Source organism: Streptomyces sp. NPDC059142, from assembly GCF_042755665.1.
Taxonomy (GTDB): Bacteria; Actinomycetota; Actinomycetes; order Streptomycetales; family Streptomycetaceae; genus Streptomyces.
Map to the genome: position 1 here is coordinate 2445 of NZ_JBHZDA010000120.1, position 17252 is coordinate 19696.

Annotated in this window: 13 protein-coding genes; 4 read left to right on the plus strand and 9 right to left on the minus strand. The window is 71.9% G+C overall.

Annotated elements, in window-relative coordinates; translation table 11 throughout:
* Positions 1–94: 94 nt before the first annotated feature.
* Both ACFXPK_RS29405 and ACFXPK_RS29410 read right to left on the minus strand, forming a co-directional pair.
* Positions 95–1498 (minus strand): M16 family metallopeptidase, encoded by a 1404-nt coding sequence (locus tag ACFXPK_RS29405; RefSeq protein WP_385080123.1) that lies wholly within the window; start codon positions 1496–1498, stop codon positions 95–97.
* Complete coding sequence (locus tag ACFXPK_RS29410) at positions 1495–2859, minus strand: M16 family metallopeptidase (RefSeq protein ID WP_385007504.1); 1365 nt, start codon at positions 2857–2859, stop codon at positions 1495–1497. Before ACFXPK_RS29410 ends, ACFXPK_RS29405 begins: the two co-directional genes overlap by 4 nt.
* A 226-nt stretch (positions 2860–3085) precedes the next feature.
* Here ACFXPK_RS29410 and ACFXPK_RS29415 point away from each other — a divergent pair, with 226 nt between their 5' ends.
* Positions 3086–5536: a DNA topoisomerase (ATP-hydrolyzing) subunit A gene (locus tag ACFXPK_RS29415; protein ID WP_385080125.1), complete on the plus strand. Its 2451-nt coding sequence runs from the start codon at positions 3086–3088 to the stop codon at positions 5534–5536.
* A 66-nt stretch (positions 5537–5602) separates the two neighbouring features.
* On the opposite strand, the gene ACFXPK_RS29420 is transcribed toward ACFXPK_RS29415, so the two are convergent.
* On the minus strand, positions 5603–6793 hold the full coding sequence (locus ACFXPK_RS29420) for a CobW family GTP-binding protein (protein WP_385080127.1): 1191 nt from the start codon (positions 6791–6793) through the stop codon (positions 5603–5605).
* Positions 6794–7002: 209 nt separating this feature from the next.
* On the opposite strand from ACFXPK_RS29420, the gene ACFXPK_RS29425 reads away from it, so the two are divergent.
* Both ACFXPK_RS29425 and ACFXPK_RS29430 read left to right on the plus strand, forming a co-directional pair.
* A complete protein-coding gene (locus ACFXPK_RS29425) occupies positions 7003–8766 on the plus strand; it encodes an ATP-binding protein (RefSeq protein WP_385080129.1) in 1764 nt (587 codons plus the stop codon).
* Positions 8763–9449, plus strand: coding sequence for a response regulator (locus ACFXPK_RS29430; protein ID WP_385004607.1), 687 nt, complete (start codon positions 8763–8765; stop codon positions 9447–9449). Before ACFXPK_RS29425 ends, ACFXPK_RS29430 begins: the two co-directional genes overlap by 4 nt.
* Before the next feature lie 33 nt (positions 9450–9482).
* On the opposite strand, the gene ACFXPK_RS29435 is transcribed toward ACFXPK_RS29430, so the two are convergent.
* From ACFXPK_RS29435 to ACFXPK_RS29460, 6 genes are all read right to left on the minus strand, one after another.
* Entirely contained in the window at positions 9483–11081 is a 1599-nt protein-coding gene (locus tag ACFXPK_RS29435; RefSeq protein ID WP_385080131.1) for a cation acetate symporter, read from the minus strand.
* Positions 11078–11671 carry a DUF485 domain-containing protein gene (locus ACFXPK_RS29440; RefSeq protein ID WP_385080133.1) on the minus strand — a complete coding sequence of 198 codons (594 nt, stop codon included), beginning with the start codon at positions 11669–11671 and terminating at the stop codon, positions 11078–11080. The genes ACFXPK_RS29435 and ACFXPK_RS29440 overlap by 4 nt, the downstream gene beginning before the upstream one ends.
* A gap of 98 nt (positions 11672–11769) precedes the next feature.
* A complete protein-coding gene (locus ACFXPK_RS29445; RefSeq protein ID WP_385004613.1) occupies positions 11770–12438 on the minus strand; it encodes a response regulator in 669 nt (222 codons plus the stop codon).
* Positions 12435–13634: a sensor histidine kinase gene (locus tag ACFXPK_RS29450; RefSeq protein ID WP_385004615.1), complete on the minus strand. Its 1200-nt coding sequence runs from the start codon at positions 13632–13634 to the stop codon at positions 12435–12437. Before ACFXPK_RS29450 ends, ACFXPK_RS29445 begins: the two co-directional genes overlap by 4 nt.
* The gene (locus tag ACFXPK_RS29455) at positions 13631–14218 is read right to left on the minus strand and encodes a DUF1453 domain-containing protein (protein WP_385004617.1); all 588 of its coding nucleotides are present in this window, start codon (positions 14216–14218) and stop codon (positions 13631–13633) included. Before ACFXPK_RS29455 ends, ACFXPK_RS29450 begins: the two co-directional genes overlap by 4 nt.
* Positions 14219–14371: 153 nt before the next feature.
* A complete protein-coding gene (locus tag ACFXPK_RS29460) occupies positions 14372–16495 on the minus strand; it encodes a type IIA DNA topoisomerase subunit B (RefSeq protein WP_385004619.1) in 2124 nt (707 codons plus the stop codon).
* Positions 16496–16953: 458 nt separating this feature from the next.
* Here ACFXPK_RS29460 and ACFXPK_RS29465 point away from each other — a divergent pair, with 458 nt between their 5' ends.
* Complete coding sequence (locus ACFXPK_RS29465; protein ID WP_114662714.1) at positions 16954–17184, plus strand: hypothetical protein; 231 nt, start codon at positions 16954–16956, stop codon at positions 17182–17184.
* The last annotated feature ends 68 nt before the right edge of the window (positions 17185–17252 follow it).

The window sequence follows — 17252 nt, forward strand, 5'->3', positions numbered from 1 at the left end:
CACCCCACAGGCCTGACGGACAGGCTCGCCAACAACGGGGACATAACGCAGACCCCGGGCGACGTTGGTCGCCGGGGTTCCCTCGAAAGCCGAATCAGCCTGTGACAACAGTCACTTCACCGATGCCGAGTGCCTCGACCGGCTCTTTGATCTGCGCCGCGTCCCCGACCAGAACGGTGACGAGACGGTCCACCGGGAAGGCGTTGACGGCCGCCGCCGTCGCCTCGACCGTGCCCGTCTCGGCCAGCCGCGCGTAGAGCCGCGCCTGGAAGTCGTCCGGGAGGTGCTGCTCGACCTGGTCGGCCAGCGTGGCCGCGACGGAGGCGGCCGTCTCGTACTTCAGCGGCGCGACCCCCACCAGGTTCTGCACGGCCACGTCGCGTTCGGCGTCCGTGAGCCCCTCGGCGGCGAGAGTGCGCAGCACCGTCCAGAGGTCGTCGAGCGCCGGTCCGGTGGACGCGGTGTCCACGGAGCCGCTGATGGCGAGCATCGCGGCGCCCGTCCCCCCGTCCGGGGAGGACGGCGCGGAGGAGCGCAGCACCTGGCCGAAGGCGCGTACGCCGTAGGTGTAGCCCTTCTCCTCGCGCAGCACGCGGTCGAGCCGGGAGGTGAGCGTGCCGCCCAGGCAGTACGTGCCGAGCACCTGCGCGGGCCAGACCCGGTCGTGCCGGTCGGCGCCGATCCGGCCGATCAGGAGCTGCGTCTGGACGGCGCCGGGGCGGTCGACGATGACCACCCGGCCGGTGTCGTCGGCGGTGATGGCCGGTACGGGCCGGGGCGCCGCCGTGTCGCCCGTCCAGGCGCCGAGGGTGTCCGCGAGGATCGCGTCCAGGTCGACGCCCGCGAGGTCGCCCACGACGACCGCGGTGGCCGTGGCGGGGCGTACGTGCGCCTCGTAGAAGGCGCGGACGCCCGCGGCGTCGATGCGCTCGACGGTCTCCTCGGTGCCCTGGCGCGGCCGGGACATGCGCAGGGACGCCGGGAACAGCTCCTTGGAGAGCTGCTTGGCGGCGCGGCGGCCCGGGTTGGCGGTCTCGTGCGGGATCTCGTCGAGCCGGTTCCGTACGAGCCGTTCGACCTCGCTGTCCGCGAAGGCGGGGGCGCGCAGCGCCTCGGCGAGCAGGCCGAGCGCCTTGAGCAGCCGGGAGACCGGGACCTCCAGGGAGACCCGCAGGCCCGGGTGGTCCGCGTGGGCGTCGAGGGTGGCGCCGCAGCGCTCCAGCTCGGCGGCGAACTCCTCGGCGCTGTGCTTGTCGGTGCCCTCGGAGAGCGCCCGCGCCATGATCGTGGCGATGCCGTCGAGCCCTTCGGGCTCGGCGTCCAGCGGGGCGTCGAGGTTGATCTCGACGGCGACCACCTGCTGGCCCGGGCGGTCGCAGCGCAGCACCGTCAGGCCGTTGTCGAGCGTGGAGCGCTCGGGGGCGGGGAAGGCCCAGGGCCTGGCCTCGCCGGCGGTCGGCTGCGGGTGGAAGTCCATGGTCACGGCAGCGTCGGTCACTGGTCCGCCCCCTCGTGCTCGTCGGTCTCGTCCTGGTCGGCGGCGTCGGCGTCCTCGGGGGCGACCGGTTCGTAGACCAGTACCGCCCGGTTGTCGGGGCGCAGCCGCGCCGCGGCGACGGCCCTGACCTCGTCCGCGGTGATGTCCAGGACGCGGTCGACGGCGGTCAGCGCGAGCTGCGGGTCACCGAACAGGACGGCGAAGCGGCACAGTTCGTCGGCGCGGCCGGCGACCGTGCCCAGCCGGTCCAGCCATTCGCGTTCGAGCTGGGCCTGGGCCCGCTCCATCTCCTCGGCGGTGGGGCCCTCGGCGGCGAACCTGGCCAGCTCCTCGTCGACGGCCGTCTCGATCCCGGGGACCTCGACGCCGCCGGACGTCTTCACGTCCAGCCAGCCGAGCGAGGGGGCGCCCGCCAGCCGCAGCAGCCCGAAGCCGGCGGCGACCGCGGTGCGGTCGCGCCGCACCAGCCGGTTGTGGAGACGGGAGGACTCGCCGCCGCCGAGGACGGTGAGCGCCAGGTCTGCGGCGTCGCACTCGCGGGTGCCGTCGTGCGGCAGCCGGTAGGCGGCCATCAGCGCGCGGGCCGGGACCTCCTCGTGCACCTCCTCGCGGAGCTGCTCGCCGATGGTGTCGGGGAGCGTGCCGTCGCGCGGCGGCTGCTTGCCGTCGTGCGAGGGGATGGAGCCGAAGTACTTCTCGATCCAGGCGAGGGTGCGCTCGGGGTCGATGTCGCCGACGACGGAGAGCACCGCGTTGTTCGGCGCGTAGTTCGTGCGGAAGAACGCGCGGGCGTCCTCCAGGGTGGCGGCGTCCAGGTCGGCCATGGAGCCGATCGGTGTGTGGTGGTACGGGTGGCCCTCGGGGTAGGAGAGGGCGGTCAGTCGTTCGAAGGCCGTACCGTATGGCACATTGTCATACCGCTGGCGGCGCTCGTTCTTGACGACGTCCCGCTGGTTCTCCATGGACTCCTCGTCGAGCGCGGCGAGCAAGGAGCCCATCCGGTCGGCTTCCAGCCAGAGCGCCAGTTCGAGCTGGTGTGTGGGCATGGTCTCGAAATAGTTGGTGCGTTCGAAGCTGGTGGTGCCGTTGAGGGAGCCGCCGGCCCCCTGCACCAGCTCGAAGTGACCGTTCCCCGACACCTGTGCCGAGCCCTGGAACATCAGGTGCTCGAAAAGGTGGGCAAGGCCGGTACGGCCCTTGACTTCGTGGCGCGAGCCGACGTCGTACCAGAGGCAGACCGCGGCGACCGGGGTCAGGTGGTCCTCGGAGAGCACCACGCGGAGGCCGTTGGCCAGGCGGTGCTCAGTCGCTGTCAGGCCGCCGGAACCGGCCTGCGCTGTGGCCGTGTGACCCATGGGCATGTACGTCCCTTCGATCGCGATATGGAGAAGTCCTGCCACTGTATGCAAGCGTGCCGACACCTGGCGAAGTTCCCGTAACAGGTCCGGGATCTGGCACCCTTCCGACACGCGCCCCTTCCCGTCCCAACGACGGGTCGAGGTCGGCGTTGTCAGTGGCGCGGTCCACAATGGTCCGCGTCAGTTCCAGAAGTTGCCGTACAGAACTTGTGAAGGAGCCGCAGCCGCGATGGCCCGCCGCAGCACCAAGACCCCGCCGCCGGAGGACTTCGAGGAGAAGATCCTCGACATCGACGTGGTCGATGAAATGCAGGGCTCCTTCCTTGAGTACGCGTACTCGGTGATCTACTCCCGGGCCCTGCCCGACGCCCGGGACGGCATGAAGCCGGTGCACCGCCGCATCGTGTACCAGATGAACGAGATGGGCCTGCGCCCCGACCGCGGTTACGTGAAGTGCGCGCGCGTCGTCGGCGAGGTGATGGGCAAGCTCCACCCGCACGGCGACGCGTCGATCTACGACGCCATGGTCCGCATGGCGCAGCCGTTCTCCATGCGGCTGCCGCTGGTGGACGGCCACGGCAACTTCGGCTCCCTCGGGAACGACGACCCGCCGGCCGCCATGCGGTACACCGAGGCCCGGATGGCCGACGCGACGTCGCTCATGACGGAGTCCATCGACGAGGACACCGTCGATTTCGAGCCGAACTACGACGGCCAGGAGCGCGAACCGGTCACGCTTCCGGCCGCGTACCCGAACCTGCTGGTCAACGGTGCCACCGGCATCGCGGTCGGCATGGCGACGAACATGCCGCCGCACAACCTGGGCGAGGTCGTGGCGGCCGCCCGCCACCTGATCAAGCACCCGGCGGCCGACCTGGAGACGCTGATGCGTTTCGTGCCGGGTCCCGACCTGCCGACCGGCGGCCGGATCGTCGGGCTGACGGGCATCAAGGACGCGTACGAGAAGGGCCGGGGCACCTTCAAGATCCGGTCGACGGCGACCGTGGAGGACGTCACTCCGCGCCGCAAGGGCATCGTCGTCACGGAACTGCCCTTCACGGTCGGCCCCGAGAAGGTCATCGCGAAGATCAAGGACCTGGTCTCCGCGAAGAAGCTCCAGGGCATCGCGGACGTCAAGGACCTCACGGACCGCTCGCACGGCCTGCGCCTGGTCATCGAGGTCAAGAACGGCTTCGTGCCGGAGGCGGTGCTGGAGCAGCTCTACAAGCTGACGCCGCTGGAGGAGTCCTTCGGCATCAACAACGTGGCGCTGGTGGACGGCCAGCCGCTGACGCTGGGCTTCAAGGAGCTGCTGGAGGTCTATCTGGACCACCGGTTCACGGTGGTGCGCCGCCGCAGCGAGTTCCGCAGGACGAAGCGGCGCGACCGGCTGCACCTGGTCGAGGGGCTGCTCGTCGCGCTCATCGACATCGACGAGGTCATCCGGCTGATCCGGTCGAGCGACAACTCGGCGCAGGCCAAGGAGCGGCTGATCGAGCACTTCTCGCTCAGCGACATCCAGACGCAGTACATCCTGGACACGCCGCTGCGCCGGCTCACCCGCTTCGACCGGATCGAGCTGGAGGGCGAGCGCGACCGCCTCAACGGCGAGATCGACGAGCTGACCGGCATCCTGGAGTCGGACACCGAGCTGCGCAAGCTCGTCTCGACGGAACTGGCCGCGGTGGCGAAGAAGTTCGGCACCCCGCGACGCACCGTCCTGCTGGAGTCGGGCGCCGCCACGGTGGCCTCGGTGCCGCTGGAGGTCGCGGACGACCCGTGCCGGGTGCTGCTCTCCTCCACCGGACTGCTGGCGCGTACGGCCAACGGCGAACCGCTGGACGCGGGCGAGGGGCGGCGCGTCAAGCACGACGTGATCGTCTCGGCCGTCCCGGCGACCGCGCGCGGCGACATCGGCGCCGTGACCTCCACCGGACGGCTGCTGCGGATCGCGGTGATCGACCTGCCGCGGCTCCCGGACACGGCAGCGACACCGAACCTGTCGGGCGGGGCGACGGTCTCGGAGTTCCTGGAGCTGGACGACGGCGAGGACCTGGTCTGTCTGACGACGCTGGACGAGTCGTCCCCCGGGCTCGCGCTCGGCACGCTCCAGGGCGTGGTCAAGCGGGTCGTCCCGGACTACCCGTCCAACAAGGAGGAGCTGGAGGTCATCTCCCTCAAGGAGGGCGACCGCGTGATCGGCGGCGCCGAGCTGCGCACCGGCGAGGAGGACCTGGTCTTCATCACCTCCGACGCCCAGCTCCTGCGCTATCCGGCGGCGCAGGTACGGCCGCAGGGACGGCCCGCGGGCGGTATGACGGGCATCAAGCTGGCCGACGACGCCACGGTGATCTCGTTCACCGCGGTCGACCCGGCGGCGGACGCGGTGGTCTTCACGGTCACCGGATCGCACGGCACGCTGGACGACTCCGTGCGTACGGCGAAGCTCACCCCGTTCGACCAGTACCCGCGCAAGGGCAGGGCGACGGGCGGGGTGCGCTGCCACCGGTTCCTGAAGGGCGAGGACATGCTGGCCCTGGCCTGGGCGGGGGCGAGCCCGGCGCGCGCGGCGCAGCAGAACGGCACACCGGTCGAGCTGCCCGCGCCCGACCCGCGCAGGGACGGTTCCGGCACGCCGTTCGCGGCGGCGGTCCACGTCCTGGCGGGGCCCGCGCACTGACCGCGGCCTGATCCGCTCGACGGCGCCCTCGGGGGCCGGGTCCCCGGACCCGGCCCCCGAGGGGTTTCAGGACCGGGCGAGGTCCCCGGGCCCCGGGGACTCCTCCGGGGCCGAGGGGTCCCAGGGCCCGGACGGGCCCCCGGGCTCCGCGAGGTCTTCGGTCTCCGCCGGGTCTTCGGCCTCCGCCGGGTCCGGTACGTAGCGCAGAACGCCCCACATGTCGCGCTGGTCGACCCCGGCCCCCGCGGCCTCCGCCCCGGTCTCCTGGCACGCCTCCAGCTCTTTCAGCAGCGCGTCCGGATCGATGCCCGAGCCGATCAGGACGAGCTGGGTGAGCCGCTCCGTACCCCGGGCCCAGGGCTCCGGCCGGAAGCGCAGGAAGCGGCCGACCGCGTGCACCCCGTACCGGTGGCCGGGATCGCCCGTACCGAAGTCCACGAAGCCCTTGATCCGGTACAGCCCCGGGGGCCGGGAGTCCAGGAACGCCATCAGCCGCCGCGGGCGCATCGGCGCGGACGCGGTGAACGACACGCTCTCGTACGCCGTGTGCAGATGCCCCTCGTGCCCGGCGCCGTGGCCCGGGTCATGGCCGGTGTGGTCCGCGTCCTCGTGCAGGTCCTCGAAGGAGAGCTGGCGTACCTTCTCCTCCTCGGCGGGCCGCACCGCGGGGTCGAAGAGCAGCTCGGGGTCGATCCGTCCGTACGTCGCGGAGACCACCGGCGTCCCCGGGCCCAGCCTCTCCACGGCGTCGAGGATCCGCGCGCGGTCCGCCTCCGCCACCCGGTCCGTCTTGTTCAGGACCACGAGATCCGCGAGCGCGAGATGGCGGTCGATCTCCGGATGGCGTCGGCGCGTCGCGTCGAACTCGGCGGCGTCCACCACCTCGACCAGCCCTCCGTACACCGTGTACGGGTTGTCCCCGGCGAGGATCATCCGGACGAGTTCCTGCGGCTCGGCCAGGCCGCTGGCCTCGATGACGATCAGGTCGATCCGCGCGGACGGGCGGGTCAGCCGCTCCAGATAGCCGTCGAGTTCGCTCGCGTCGACGGCGCAGCACAGACAGCCGTTGCCGAGCGAGACGGTCGAGCCGACCTGACCCGCGACCGTCATGGCGTCGATCTCGATGGCCCCGAAGTCGTTGACGACCACCGCGATCCTGTTGCCGGCGCGACGCCGCAGCAGATGGTTGAGCAGGGTCGTCTTCCCCGATCCCAGAAAGCCCGTGAGAACCACCACCGGGATCTGCTTCCTGCTCACGCCTGGCGCCTCCGTGCCGCGTCGTCCGGTCCCGCGCACCGGCGGCGGGCCACCGGGCGGATGATCATGAAGTCCGCCGCCCGCTCCAGGATATGGGCGCGCAGCCCGGCCGGATGAACACCCGGTACGCCGGGGCGACCGCCCGGCCACCGCGTCCCGATTCCGCCGAAATTTCGGAAAGCGCGCCGCGCCCCTTACCGTTCGTGTACATGAGTGCCGGACCGAGCACCACGGGCGGACGACGGCGATTCGGCTGGCCACGCCGGGTCTTCTCCCAGGTGCTGCTGATGCAGCTCGCCATCGCCGCGGGCGTCACCGTGCTGGCCACCGGTCTCTTCCTGGCCCCCTTCAGCGCCGAGCTGGACGACCAGGCGATGCGGCGCGCGCTCGCGATCGCCGAGACCACCGCCTCCGTACCGGTCGCCGAGGATCTGCTGGCCACCCGGCCTTCGGCGGACGGCCCCGTTCAGGCCGAGGCCGAGCGGATCAGGCGGGCCACCGGCGCCGAGTACGTGGTGATCATGGACAAGCGGGGGGTGCGCTGGTCGCACACCGACCTGGACGAGATCGGCCACGTCGTCTCCACCGACCCCAGCGACGCCCTGGCGGGCAAGGACGTCATGGAGCTGGACAGCGGCACCCTCGGCCGCTCCGCCCGGGGCAAGGTGGCGCTGCGCGACCGCCATGGCACGATCGTCGGCGCCGTCTCGGTCGGGATCGCGTACGACAGCGTCCGCGACCGGCTCCTCGCCGCGATCCCCGGGCTCCTCGCGTACGCGGGCGGCGCCCTGGCCGCCGGGGCGCTCGCCGCGTATCTGATCTCCCGGCGCCTTCAGCGCCGGACCCACGACCTGGCGTTCTCCGACATCTCGGCCCTGCTCACCGAACGCGAGGCGATGCTGCACAGCCTGCGCGAGGGCGTCGTCGCGCTGGACGGTTCCGGCCGGATCCGGCTGATGAACGACGAGGCGCAGCGGCTGCTGGAGGTCGGTCCCGACGCGACGGGTCGCCCGCTCGGCGAGGTGCTGGGCGAGGGACGGACCACCGAGGTGCTCACCGGACGGGTACGGGGCGAGGACCTGCTGACGGTACGGGGCAGCCGCGTCCTGGTCGCCAACCGGATGCCCACCGACGACGGGGGCGCCGTCGTCACCCTGCGCGACCGCACCGAGCTGGAGCGGCTGGGCCGGGAGCTGGACGCCACCCGCGGCCTGATCGACGCCCTGCGCGCCCAGGACCACGAGCACGCGAACCGGATGCACACCCTGCTGGGGCTGCTGGAGCTGGAGCTGCACGAGGAGGCGGTGGAGTTCGTCACCGAGGTGGTCGGGGTGCACCGGGCCACCGCCGAGCAGATCACCGAGCGGATCCATGATCCGCTCCCGGCGGCGCTGCTGGTCGGCAAGGCGACGGTCGCCGCCGAGCGCGGTGTGTCGCTGCGGCTGGCGCCCGCCACCCTGCTGCCCGACCGGCTGGTCGACCCGCAGGGGCTGGTCACGATCGTGGGCAACCTCGTCGACAACGCGCTGGACGCGGCGGTCGGCTCCGCGGAGCCGCGTATCGAGGTCGAGCTGCGCGCGGAGGGCCGTACCGTCGTGGCGGTCGTCAGCGACAGCGGCCCCGGGGTTCCCGAGGACCGGCGCGAGCTGGTCTTCACCGAGGGCTGGTCGACCAAGCGTCCGCCGGCCCACGGCAGGCGCGGGCTCGGCCTCGCCCTGGTCCGCCGGCTCGCGGAGCGGCAGGGCGGCAGCGCGCGGGTGGAGACGGCGCAGGACGGCGGCGCCCGGTTCACGGTCGTCCTCCCGGAGGCGCTGACCGAGGCGGGGCAGGAGGGGCCTGCCGGAGAGGGGCGTCCCCCGGGGCCGGAGGGGTCCGGGGGATCCGAGGGGCCCGAGCGTCCCGGCGGGCCGCCGGGACCCGATTCCCCGGCCGGTACGTCACAGGAGCAGGCGACGGCAGGGGAGAGACGATGAGCGGCGTACTGGATGTCCTGGTCGTGGACGACGACGTCCGCGTCGCGCGCATCAACACGGCCTATGTGGCGAAGGTGGCGGGCTTCCGCGTCGTCGCGCAGGCGCACTCGGCCGCCGAGGCGCTGGAACGTATCTCCGAGCACTCCGTCGATCTGATCCTGCTCGACCACTACCTGCCGGACGAGAACGGGCTGGCGGTCGTCCGTGAGCTGCGGCGGCTCGGCCACCAGACCGATGTGATCATGGTGACGGCCGCGCGCGACGTGGCCACCGTCCAGTCGGCGATGCGCCACGGCGCGCTCCAGTACCTGGTCAAACCGTTCAATTTCGCCGGACTGCGGGCCAAGCTGGAGGCGTACGCGACGCTCCGCCGCACCGTGGAGAGCGGCGGTGAGGCGGAGCAGTCGGAGGTGGACCGGATGTTCGGGGCGCTCTCCGCGGCGACCGCCCCCGCGCTCCCCAAGGGCCACTCCCCCACCACCGCCGAGCTGATCCGCCAGGTGCTCATGAAGGCCGAGGGCCCGCTCTCGGCGCAGGAGATCGCGGAGCACGCGGGGATGAGCCGGCAGACCGCGCAGCGCTATCTGAAGCTGCTGGAGCGGTCGGGGCGGGTACGGCTGACGCTGCGGTACGGCGAGACGGGGCGCCCGGAGCACCGCTACGCGTGGGCGGCGAGCGTCTGACGTACGGGGACGCCCGCCGCGCGGCCGGCTCCGTCAGACCGCTCCCGCGCCGGTCAGCGACCTGACCTCTGTCTCCGCGTGGCGGGCCGCGTCCGGCGGCTCGCCGGAGGTGACCGTACCGATCCACCCGGCGAGGAAGCCCAGCGGGATCGAGACCAGCCCCGGGTTCTCCAGCGGGAAGACATGGAAGTCGACCCCCGGGAGGACGGCCGTCGGGCTCCCCGACACCACCGGGGAGAGCGCCACCAGCAGGAGCGCCGGGATCAGCCCGCCGTAGACGGACCAGACGGCGCCGCGCGTGGTGAAGTTCCGCCAGAACAGCGAGTAGAGCAGCACCGGCAGATTCGCGGACGCGGCGACGGCGAAGGCGAGCCCCACCAGGAAGGCGACGTTCAGCTCCTGGGCGAGGAGGCTGAGCCCGATGGCGACGGCGCCGATGCCCGCCGCGGCGACCCGGGCCACCGCGACCTCGCCGCGCGGGGCGGTCCCCGGGCGGCGGCGCCGCAGCGAGGCGTACAGGTCGTGGGCGACGGAGGCCGAGGAGGCGAGCGTGACGCCCGCGACGACGGCGAGGATGGTGGCGAAGGCGATGGCGGCGACCACGGCGAAGAGAATCGTTCCCCCGGTCGAACCGGCGCCGCCGCCGAGTTCGAGCGCGAGCAGCGGCACCGCGGTGTTCCCCGCCGCGTGGGAGGCGCGGACGGCGTCCGAGCCGACGAGAGCCGCCGCGCCGAACCCGAGCACGATCGTCATCAGGTAGAAGCCGCCGATGAGGCCGATGGACCAGACGACCGAACGGCGGGCGGCGCGCGCGGTCGGCACGGTGTAGAAGCGGGACAGGATGTGCGGCAGTCCGGCCGTGCCGAGGACGAGGGCGAGCCCCAGGCTGATGAAGTCGAGGCGCGCGGTCCAGTCACCGCCGTACTTCAGCCCGGGGACGAGGAAGCCGCCGCCGTGCCCGCTGTGGGCGGCGGCGGTGTTCAGCAGCGCGTTGACGTCGCCGTGGAAGCGGACCAGGACGAGTACGGTCAGCGCGAGGGCGCCGGCCAGCAGCAGGACCGCCTTGACGATCTGGATCCAGGTCGTCGCGCGCATCCCGCCGAGCGAGACGTAGACGACCATGAGGGCGCCGACCCCGATCACGGTCCAGGTGCGCGCGGCACCGCCCGTCCCGCCGAGGAGCAGCGCGACCAGGCTCCCCGCGCCGACCATCTGCGCCACGAGGTAGAGCACGGAGACGGTGACGGAGGAGGTGCCCGCGGCGATCCGGACGGGCCGTTCCGCCATCCGGGAGGCGACGACGTCGGCGAGGGTGAACCGGCCGCAGTTACGGACGAGTTCCGCGACCAGGAAGAGGACGACGAGCCAGGCGACGAGGAAACCGACCGAGTAGAGCATGCCGTCGTAGCCGAAGAGGGCGATGAGGCCCGAGATGCCGAGGAAGGAGGCGGCGGACATGTAGTCGCCGGCTATGGCGAAGCCGTTCTCCATGGGCGAGAAGAGCCGCCCGCCGGCGTAGAACTCCTCGGCGGTGCCGTGGCGGTGGCGGCTCACCCAGGTGGTGATGGCGAGCGTGACCGCGACGAACGCGCTGAACAGCAGGAGGGCCAGGGTCTGGTGGTCGCCGCTCATCGCACGCCCCGCTCGCTCTTCCGGGACGCACCGGACGCACCGGACGCCTCGAACACGCCGCCGGTCCCGCTGGTCCCACCGGTCCCACCGGTCCCACCGGTCCCGGCCTTCCCCGCGCGCTCCTGGTCGAAGACCGCCCAGCGCAGTTCGAGCGCCGCACGGTCCCGGTGCAGCCGGGCATGGCGCGCGTACGCCCAGGTCAGCAGGAAGGTGGAGAGGAACTGTCCGAGCCCGGCGGCCATCGCCACGTTCACCGCGCCCACCACCGGCCGGGCCATCAGCCCCGGCGCCGCGGTCGCCGCGACGACGTACGCGACGTACCAGACGAAGAAGGCGAGCGAGGCCGGGACGACGAACCTCCGGTACCGGGAGCGCACTTCCTGGAAGGCGGCGCCACGCTGGATCTCCCGGTAGATACCGGCGGCGGCCGGACCCCCTCGCGCCGTGTCGTCCGCCCGGCCGGGGCGGGGCCAGGCCCCGGGGGCGGCCGCCCCCGTACCGTCCGGATCGCCCCAGTCCGAGGCCAGCGCGTCGTACCACGGGTCGTCGAGCCGCACCGCTGCGGCGTCACGCCCTTCCTGCTTCTCCACCGGTCAACTCTCCTTGTCAGCGAACCGTTTCGGCGCGCGTAGCAAGGATGGTCGGCCCGTGGGGACGGGCTGCCGGTCTCTCCCCCGACTTCACCCCATCAGGTGATGTTCGTCCCGGGTGGCGGGATGAATCCGCGCTGATAGGCATAGCGCACCGCCTGGGCGCGGTCGCGTACGCCGGTCTTGGCGAAGAGGTTGTTGATATGGGTCTTCACCGTGGCCGTCCCGATGTGCAGGCGCGCGGCGATCTCCTTGTTGGAGAGGCCCTCGGCGACCAGGGTGAGCACCTCGGCCTCCCGCGCGGTCACCCCGTCGGGCAGCTCGACGGGGACGGGCGCGGCGGGCGGCGCCGTGACGTGCTCCAGCAGCCTGCGCTGCACGGCGGGGGCCAGCCCCGCCTGGCCGGACAGCACATCGGCGACGGCCCGGACGATCTCCTCGCCCCCCGCGTCCTTGGTGAGGTAGCCGCGGGCACCGGCCTGGAGCGCGGCGAACAGCGAGTCGTCGTCCGCGTACGTCGTGAGCACGACGACCTGGGTTCCCGGATGCCCGGTACGGATCCGCCGGGTGGCCTCCACCCCGTCGCAGCGCGGCATCCGCAGATCCATCAGGACCACGTCGGGGGCGAGTTCGGCGACCAGGGCCACGGCCTCCTCGCCGTCGCGGGCGGCGCCGACGACCTCGATGTCCGGCAGCAGCCCGAGCAGCATCACGATGCCCTCGCGCACCACGGACTGGTCGTCGGCCACGATCACCCGGGCCGTCATGCGGGCACTCGCAGACGCACGCTGAAGCCTTTCTCCTCGGACCGGCCGGACCTCGACCCGTCGCCGGGACCGGCCTCCAGGGTGCCGCCGAGCAGTTCGGCGCGCTCCCGCATCCCCAGCAGACCGTACCCGGAGCCGGTCGCCGTCAGCCCGCTCGGGCCCGTCCCGCGCTCCCGGCCACCGGAGTTCCGTACGTCCAGGGTCACGTCGTCCGCCCCGTACGTCAGCAGGATCCGCACCCGCGCGCCGGGCGCATGCTTGCGTACGTTGGTCAGCGCCTCCTGGACGACGCGGCGCACCGTCTGGGACGCCTCGGCGCGCAGCGGCCTCGGCTCCCCCGCCACCTCGACCTCGGCGCCGTCCAGCGCGGCCAGCTCGCGCAGGTACTCCCCGAGCGGCGCCATGTCGCCGCGGAGCGCGGAGAGCGCCTGCCGGGTCTCGGCCAGCCCCTCGCGCGCCATGGAGCGGGCGGCGACGACCCGTTCCAGGATCTGGTCGCGGAACGGCCCCGGCGGCTCCTTCTCGATCCGCAACCGCGCCGCCTCCAGGTGCACGAGCTGCGCGGAGAGACTGTGGGCGAGCACGTCGTGGATGTCGCGGGCGATCCTGGCCCGCTCCGCGAGGGCGGCGGACTCGGTCTCGGCGACGCGGGCGGCGCGCTCCTGCGCGAGCAGCCGCTGCGCGGTGCCGCGGGCCTCCGCGTCGAGCCGCAGGGCATAGCCGCCGAGCACCACGCCGATGGTGGTGAGCACGACGTTCAGCCAGGTGCCGTGCTGGACGACCGCGTATCCGGCGAGTGTGGCGATCGTGGTGGGCAGGGCGGCGGCGAGCGGCAGCCGTTGGATGCCGGTGATCGCGCAGACGCACCAGAAGACGGTGGCCGCGACGACGTATCCGGCGCGCTGCGCGGTCAGCGCCCCGCCCATCAGCACCACCAGCAGTCCGAGGGACGGCCACAGGGCGTGGCGCAGGGTGGTGCGGAAGAAGGCCCAGCCGCAGAGGGCGACGACGCCGAGCACGGCGACGGCGGCGACCGCGCCCCAGCCGCCGACCCGGTGCTGGCTGAAGGTGGACCACAGGAGCGCGGCCAGCACGACGACGCGTACCGCACGCGCCAGCCACCGGCGGGCGTCGGTCACGCCCTCACGGGTGAGCGCCTCCCGTGAGGGCCATTTCGTCCAGGCGTCGGTCGTCACACGCGGTCCTTCCACGGCGCGGGGGCCCCGCCGCCACCGTACGACGCGCTCCCGCCGTACGACCCGCCGCCCTCGGGGGCGGCGTCCTGGCCGGACACCGGCCCCTCCCCCGGCCCGCCGGGTACGGCGGCGGTGGGGGCACGCCGGGCGAGGAGGACCCCGCGGACCAGCACGGACGAGGCGAGCGCGAGCATCAGCGCGCCGCTGCCCTGATGGACCCCCAGCAGGGCGCCGACGCCCATCAGCCCCAGGCGTACGGCGATCCCGGCGACCCAGACGACAAGGGTGGCCCGGGTGCCCTTCGACCAGACGGTGCCGTTCTCGTCGGCCCAGAGCCGGCTCGTCCTGGCCCAGCCGACGCCCATCGCCACGCCCACCACCAGCTCGGCGGCGAGCAGCACCAGGGACAGCGCCCGGTCGTCCGCGTCCAGCAGTCCCGGCTGGCGCAGGGAGAAGAGGACCAGCACGGCGGGGGCCACGAACATGCCGCGCCCTCCGGTGGCGACCCGCCGGGGCCTGGCCTGGCGCACCACCACCAGGGCGACCACGGCTGCGATCAGCACCACATTGATCAGCGACGACATCGGGGACCTCCGGGGACGAAGAAGTTCAACGCCCTCGACATTACGGAGAAAGCCCAGGTCACAGCATCGGCTCGGGGGTTGATCACGGGTGGAGGAACGGCCTCCACCCGTGGGTGGAGGCCGTGTCGCGGGAACCGCGGGGAGCGGGGGCGGTCAGGCGTCGATGCGCGAGCGGTCCAGGGTCGCCGCGGAGCTGGTGATGAACTCCTTGCGCGGCGCGACCTCGTTGCCCATCAGCAGGTCGAAGATCTGCTCGGACGACTCCAGGTCGCCGATGTTGATGCGCCGCAGGGTGCGGTGGCGCGGATCCATCGTCGTCTCCGCGAGCTGGTCGGCGTCCATCTCCCCGAGGCCCTTGTAGCGCTGGATGGAGTCCTTGAACCGGATGTTCTTGCGCTGGTACTCCAGCAGCGTCTGGCGCAGCTCGTTGTCCGAGTACGTGTAGACGTACTTGTCCTGGCCCTTCTTGGGCTGGACCAGCTCGATCCGGTGCAGCGGCGGTACGGCGGCGTAGACGCGGCCCGCCTCCACCATCGGCCGCATGTACCGCTGGAAGAGGGTGAGCAGCAGGATGCGGATATGGGCGCCGTCCACATCGGCGTCGACGAGGAGCACGATCTTGCCGTAGCGGGCGGCGTCGATGTCGAAGGTGCGGCCCGAGCCCGCCCCTATGACCTGGATGATCGCCCCGCACTCGGCGTTCTTGAGCATGTCCGTGACCGAGGCCTTCTGGACATTGAGGATCTTGCCGCGGATCGGCAGCAGCGCCTGGAACTCGCTGTTCCTGGCGAGCTTCGCCGTACCGAGCGCGGAGTCCCCCTCCACGATGAACAGCTCGCTGCGGTCCACGTCGTCGCTGCGGCAGTCGGCGAGCTTGGCCGGCAGCGAGGAGGACTCCAGCGCCGTCTTCCTGCGCTGCGCGTCCTTGTGCTGGCGGGCCGCGATCCGGGTACGGGCGGCGGCGACCGCCTTCTCCAGTACGGCGCGGGCCTGCGCCTTCGCGTCACGCTTCGTCGAGGTCAGGAACTCCTTGAGCTCCTTGGCGATGACGTTGGAGACGATCCGGTTGGCCGCGGAGGTGCCCAGGACCTCCTTGGTCTGGCCCTCGAACTGCGGCTCGGCGAGCCGCACCGTGACCACGGCGGTGAGGCCTTCCAGGGCGTCGTCCTTGACGATGTCGTCCTCGGCGACGCGCAGCATCTTGGCGGAGCGCAGCACCTCGTTGACCGTCTTGGTCAGCGAGCGCTCGAAGCCGCTCACATGGGTGCCGCCCTTGGGGGTGGCGATGATGTTGACGAACGACCTGACCGTGGTGTCGTACCCGGTGCCCCAGCGCAGGGCGACGTCGACGCCCAGCTCGCGGGTGACCTCGGTGGGGGTCATGTGGCCGCGGTCGTCCAGGACCGGCACGGTCTCCTTGAAGGTGCCCTGGCCGGTGAGGCGCAGCACGTCGCAGACGGCCTTGTCCTGCGCGAGGTACTCGCAGAACTCGCTGATGCCGCCGTCGAAGCGGAAGGTGTCCTCGACGGGGCCGTTCGCGCCCTCGTCGATGCCGCGCTCGTCGCGGACGACGATGGTCAGCCCGGGGACCAGGAAGGCGGTCTGGCGGGCGCGCTGGTGCAGCGTCTCCAGGGAGAGCTTGGCGTCCTTGAGGAAGATCTGCCGGTCGGCCCAGTAGCGCACACGGGTGCCGGTACGGGTCTTGGGCACCCGCTTCGCCTTGCGCAGCCCGTTCGCGGGGTCGAAGGGGCTGTCGGGGCCCTGCTCGGTGAACATTCCGGGGACACCGCGCCGGAAGCTGATCGCGTGGGTGGAGCTGTTGCGGTCCACCTCGACGTCGAGACGGGCGGAGAGCGCGTTGACGACGGAGGCGCCCACGCCGTGCAGCCCGCCCGAGGCGGCGTACGAGCCGCCGCCGAACTTTCCGCCCGCGTGCAGCTTGGTCATCACGACCTCGATGCCGGAGAGCCCCGTCTTGGGCTCGACGTCGACGGGGATGCCCCGGCCGTTGTCCTTGACCTCGACCGAGCCGTCCTCGTGGAGGATCACGTCGATGCGGTCGCAGTACCCCCCGAGGGCCTCGTCGACGGAGTTGTCGATGATCTCCCAGAGGCAGTGCATGAGGCCGCGGCTGTCGGTCGACCCGATGTACATTCCGGGGCGCTTGCGGACCGCTTCGAGTCCTTCAAGGACGAGCAGGTGCCGCGCGGTGTAGTTGGAACCGTCACGGTCTGCTGTCAGCAGCGCTGTGGACGGCACGGACGTATCGGCGGTCACGCGGGTTCGCTCCTCGCTGAATTTGAGATGTGGCCCCGTGGGGTAAAGGCCCGGCGTCTGTCACCGGTCAGAGGGTACAGAGGCCTGGTAGAGCCGTTGTCACGCCACCCTCGCGAATTCTTATGCTAGTCCAAGGTCGCATACGTGTTCGATCCCTCGGGGGAGTGAAGCACACATCACGTTCCCTTCCAGGCATGAACCATTTAGGCTCCGGGCACGTCCTCATCAACAACCGGCAAGCCGGCCGGCGCAGGACCCACCCCCTGACCACGATCTGCAAGCAACGCGAAACCCGTAGTGCGAAGCCCAGCTATGCAATACGGCTCATTCGCCGCCAACCGCCAGCAGCCAGCCACGACGGAAGAAAGTTTCGAGGAAAAGCCGCGAGCGGGAACGTTTTCGGCCTGGTTGGATGTTGACCCTGGTACGACAGCTCGTCGAGCTAGAGAAGAGGCGACGTGACTACTGTTCTGACCCCCGCGAGCCCCCTGACGGCGGCTGACCGCTGCGACCGGTGCGGCGCCCAGGCCTATCTGCGCGTTCTCCTGTCGAGCGGTGGTGAACTGCTCTTCTGCGCCCACCACGGGCGCAAGTTCGAGCCGGAACTCAAGAAGATCGCCGCGGAAATACAGGATGAGACCGACCGACTGACGGCCGTCCCGGCCGGCGGTGGTGAAGAGGAACGCTGACACCTCGCATCCACACGACGAGCCAAGGGCCGGTCCGCTGACCGGTCGACGGGCGGCCACCGCGCGAC

What these genes read in the sequence shown, in the direction of transcription:
- ACFXPK_RS29425 (WP_385080129.1), top strand. Translation starts at nt 7,003, where the DNA reads ATGAGTGCCGGACCGAGCACCACGGGCGGACGACGGCGATTCGGCTGG.
- ACFXPK_RS29435 (WP_385080131.1), bottom strand. Translation starts at nt 11,081, where the DNA reads ATGAGCGGCGACCACCAGACCCTGGCCCTCCTGCTGTTCAGCGCGTTC.
- ACFXPK_RS29455 (WP_385004617.1), bottom strand. Translation starts at nt 14,218, where the DNA reads ATGTCGTCGCTGATCAATGTGGTGCTGATCGCAGCCGTGGTCGCCCTG.
- ACFXPK_RS29410 (WP_385007504.1), bottom strand. Translation starts at nt 2,859, where the DNA reads ATGCCCATGGGTCACACGGCCACAGCGCAGGCCGGTTCCGGCGGCCTG.
- ACFXPK_RS29415 (WP_385080125.1), top strand. Translation starts at nt 3,086, where the DNA reads ATGGCCCGCCGCAGCACCAAGACCCCGCCGCCGGAGGACTTCGAGGAG.
- ACFXPK_RS29430 (WP_385004607.1), top strand. Translation starts at nt 8,763, where the DNA reads ATGAGCGGCGTACTGGATGTCCTGGTCGTGGACGACGACGTCCGCGTC.
- ACFXPK_RS29445 (WP_385004613.1), bottom strand. Translation starts at nt 12,438, where the DNA reads ATGACGGCCCGGGTGATCGTGGCCGACGACCAGTCCGTGGTGCGCGAG.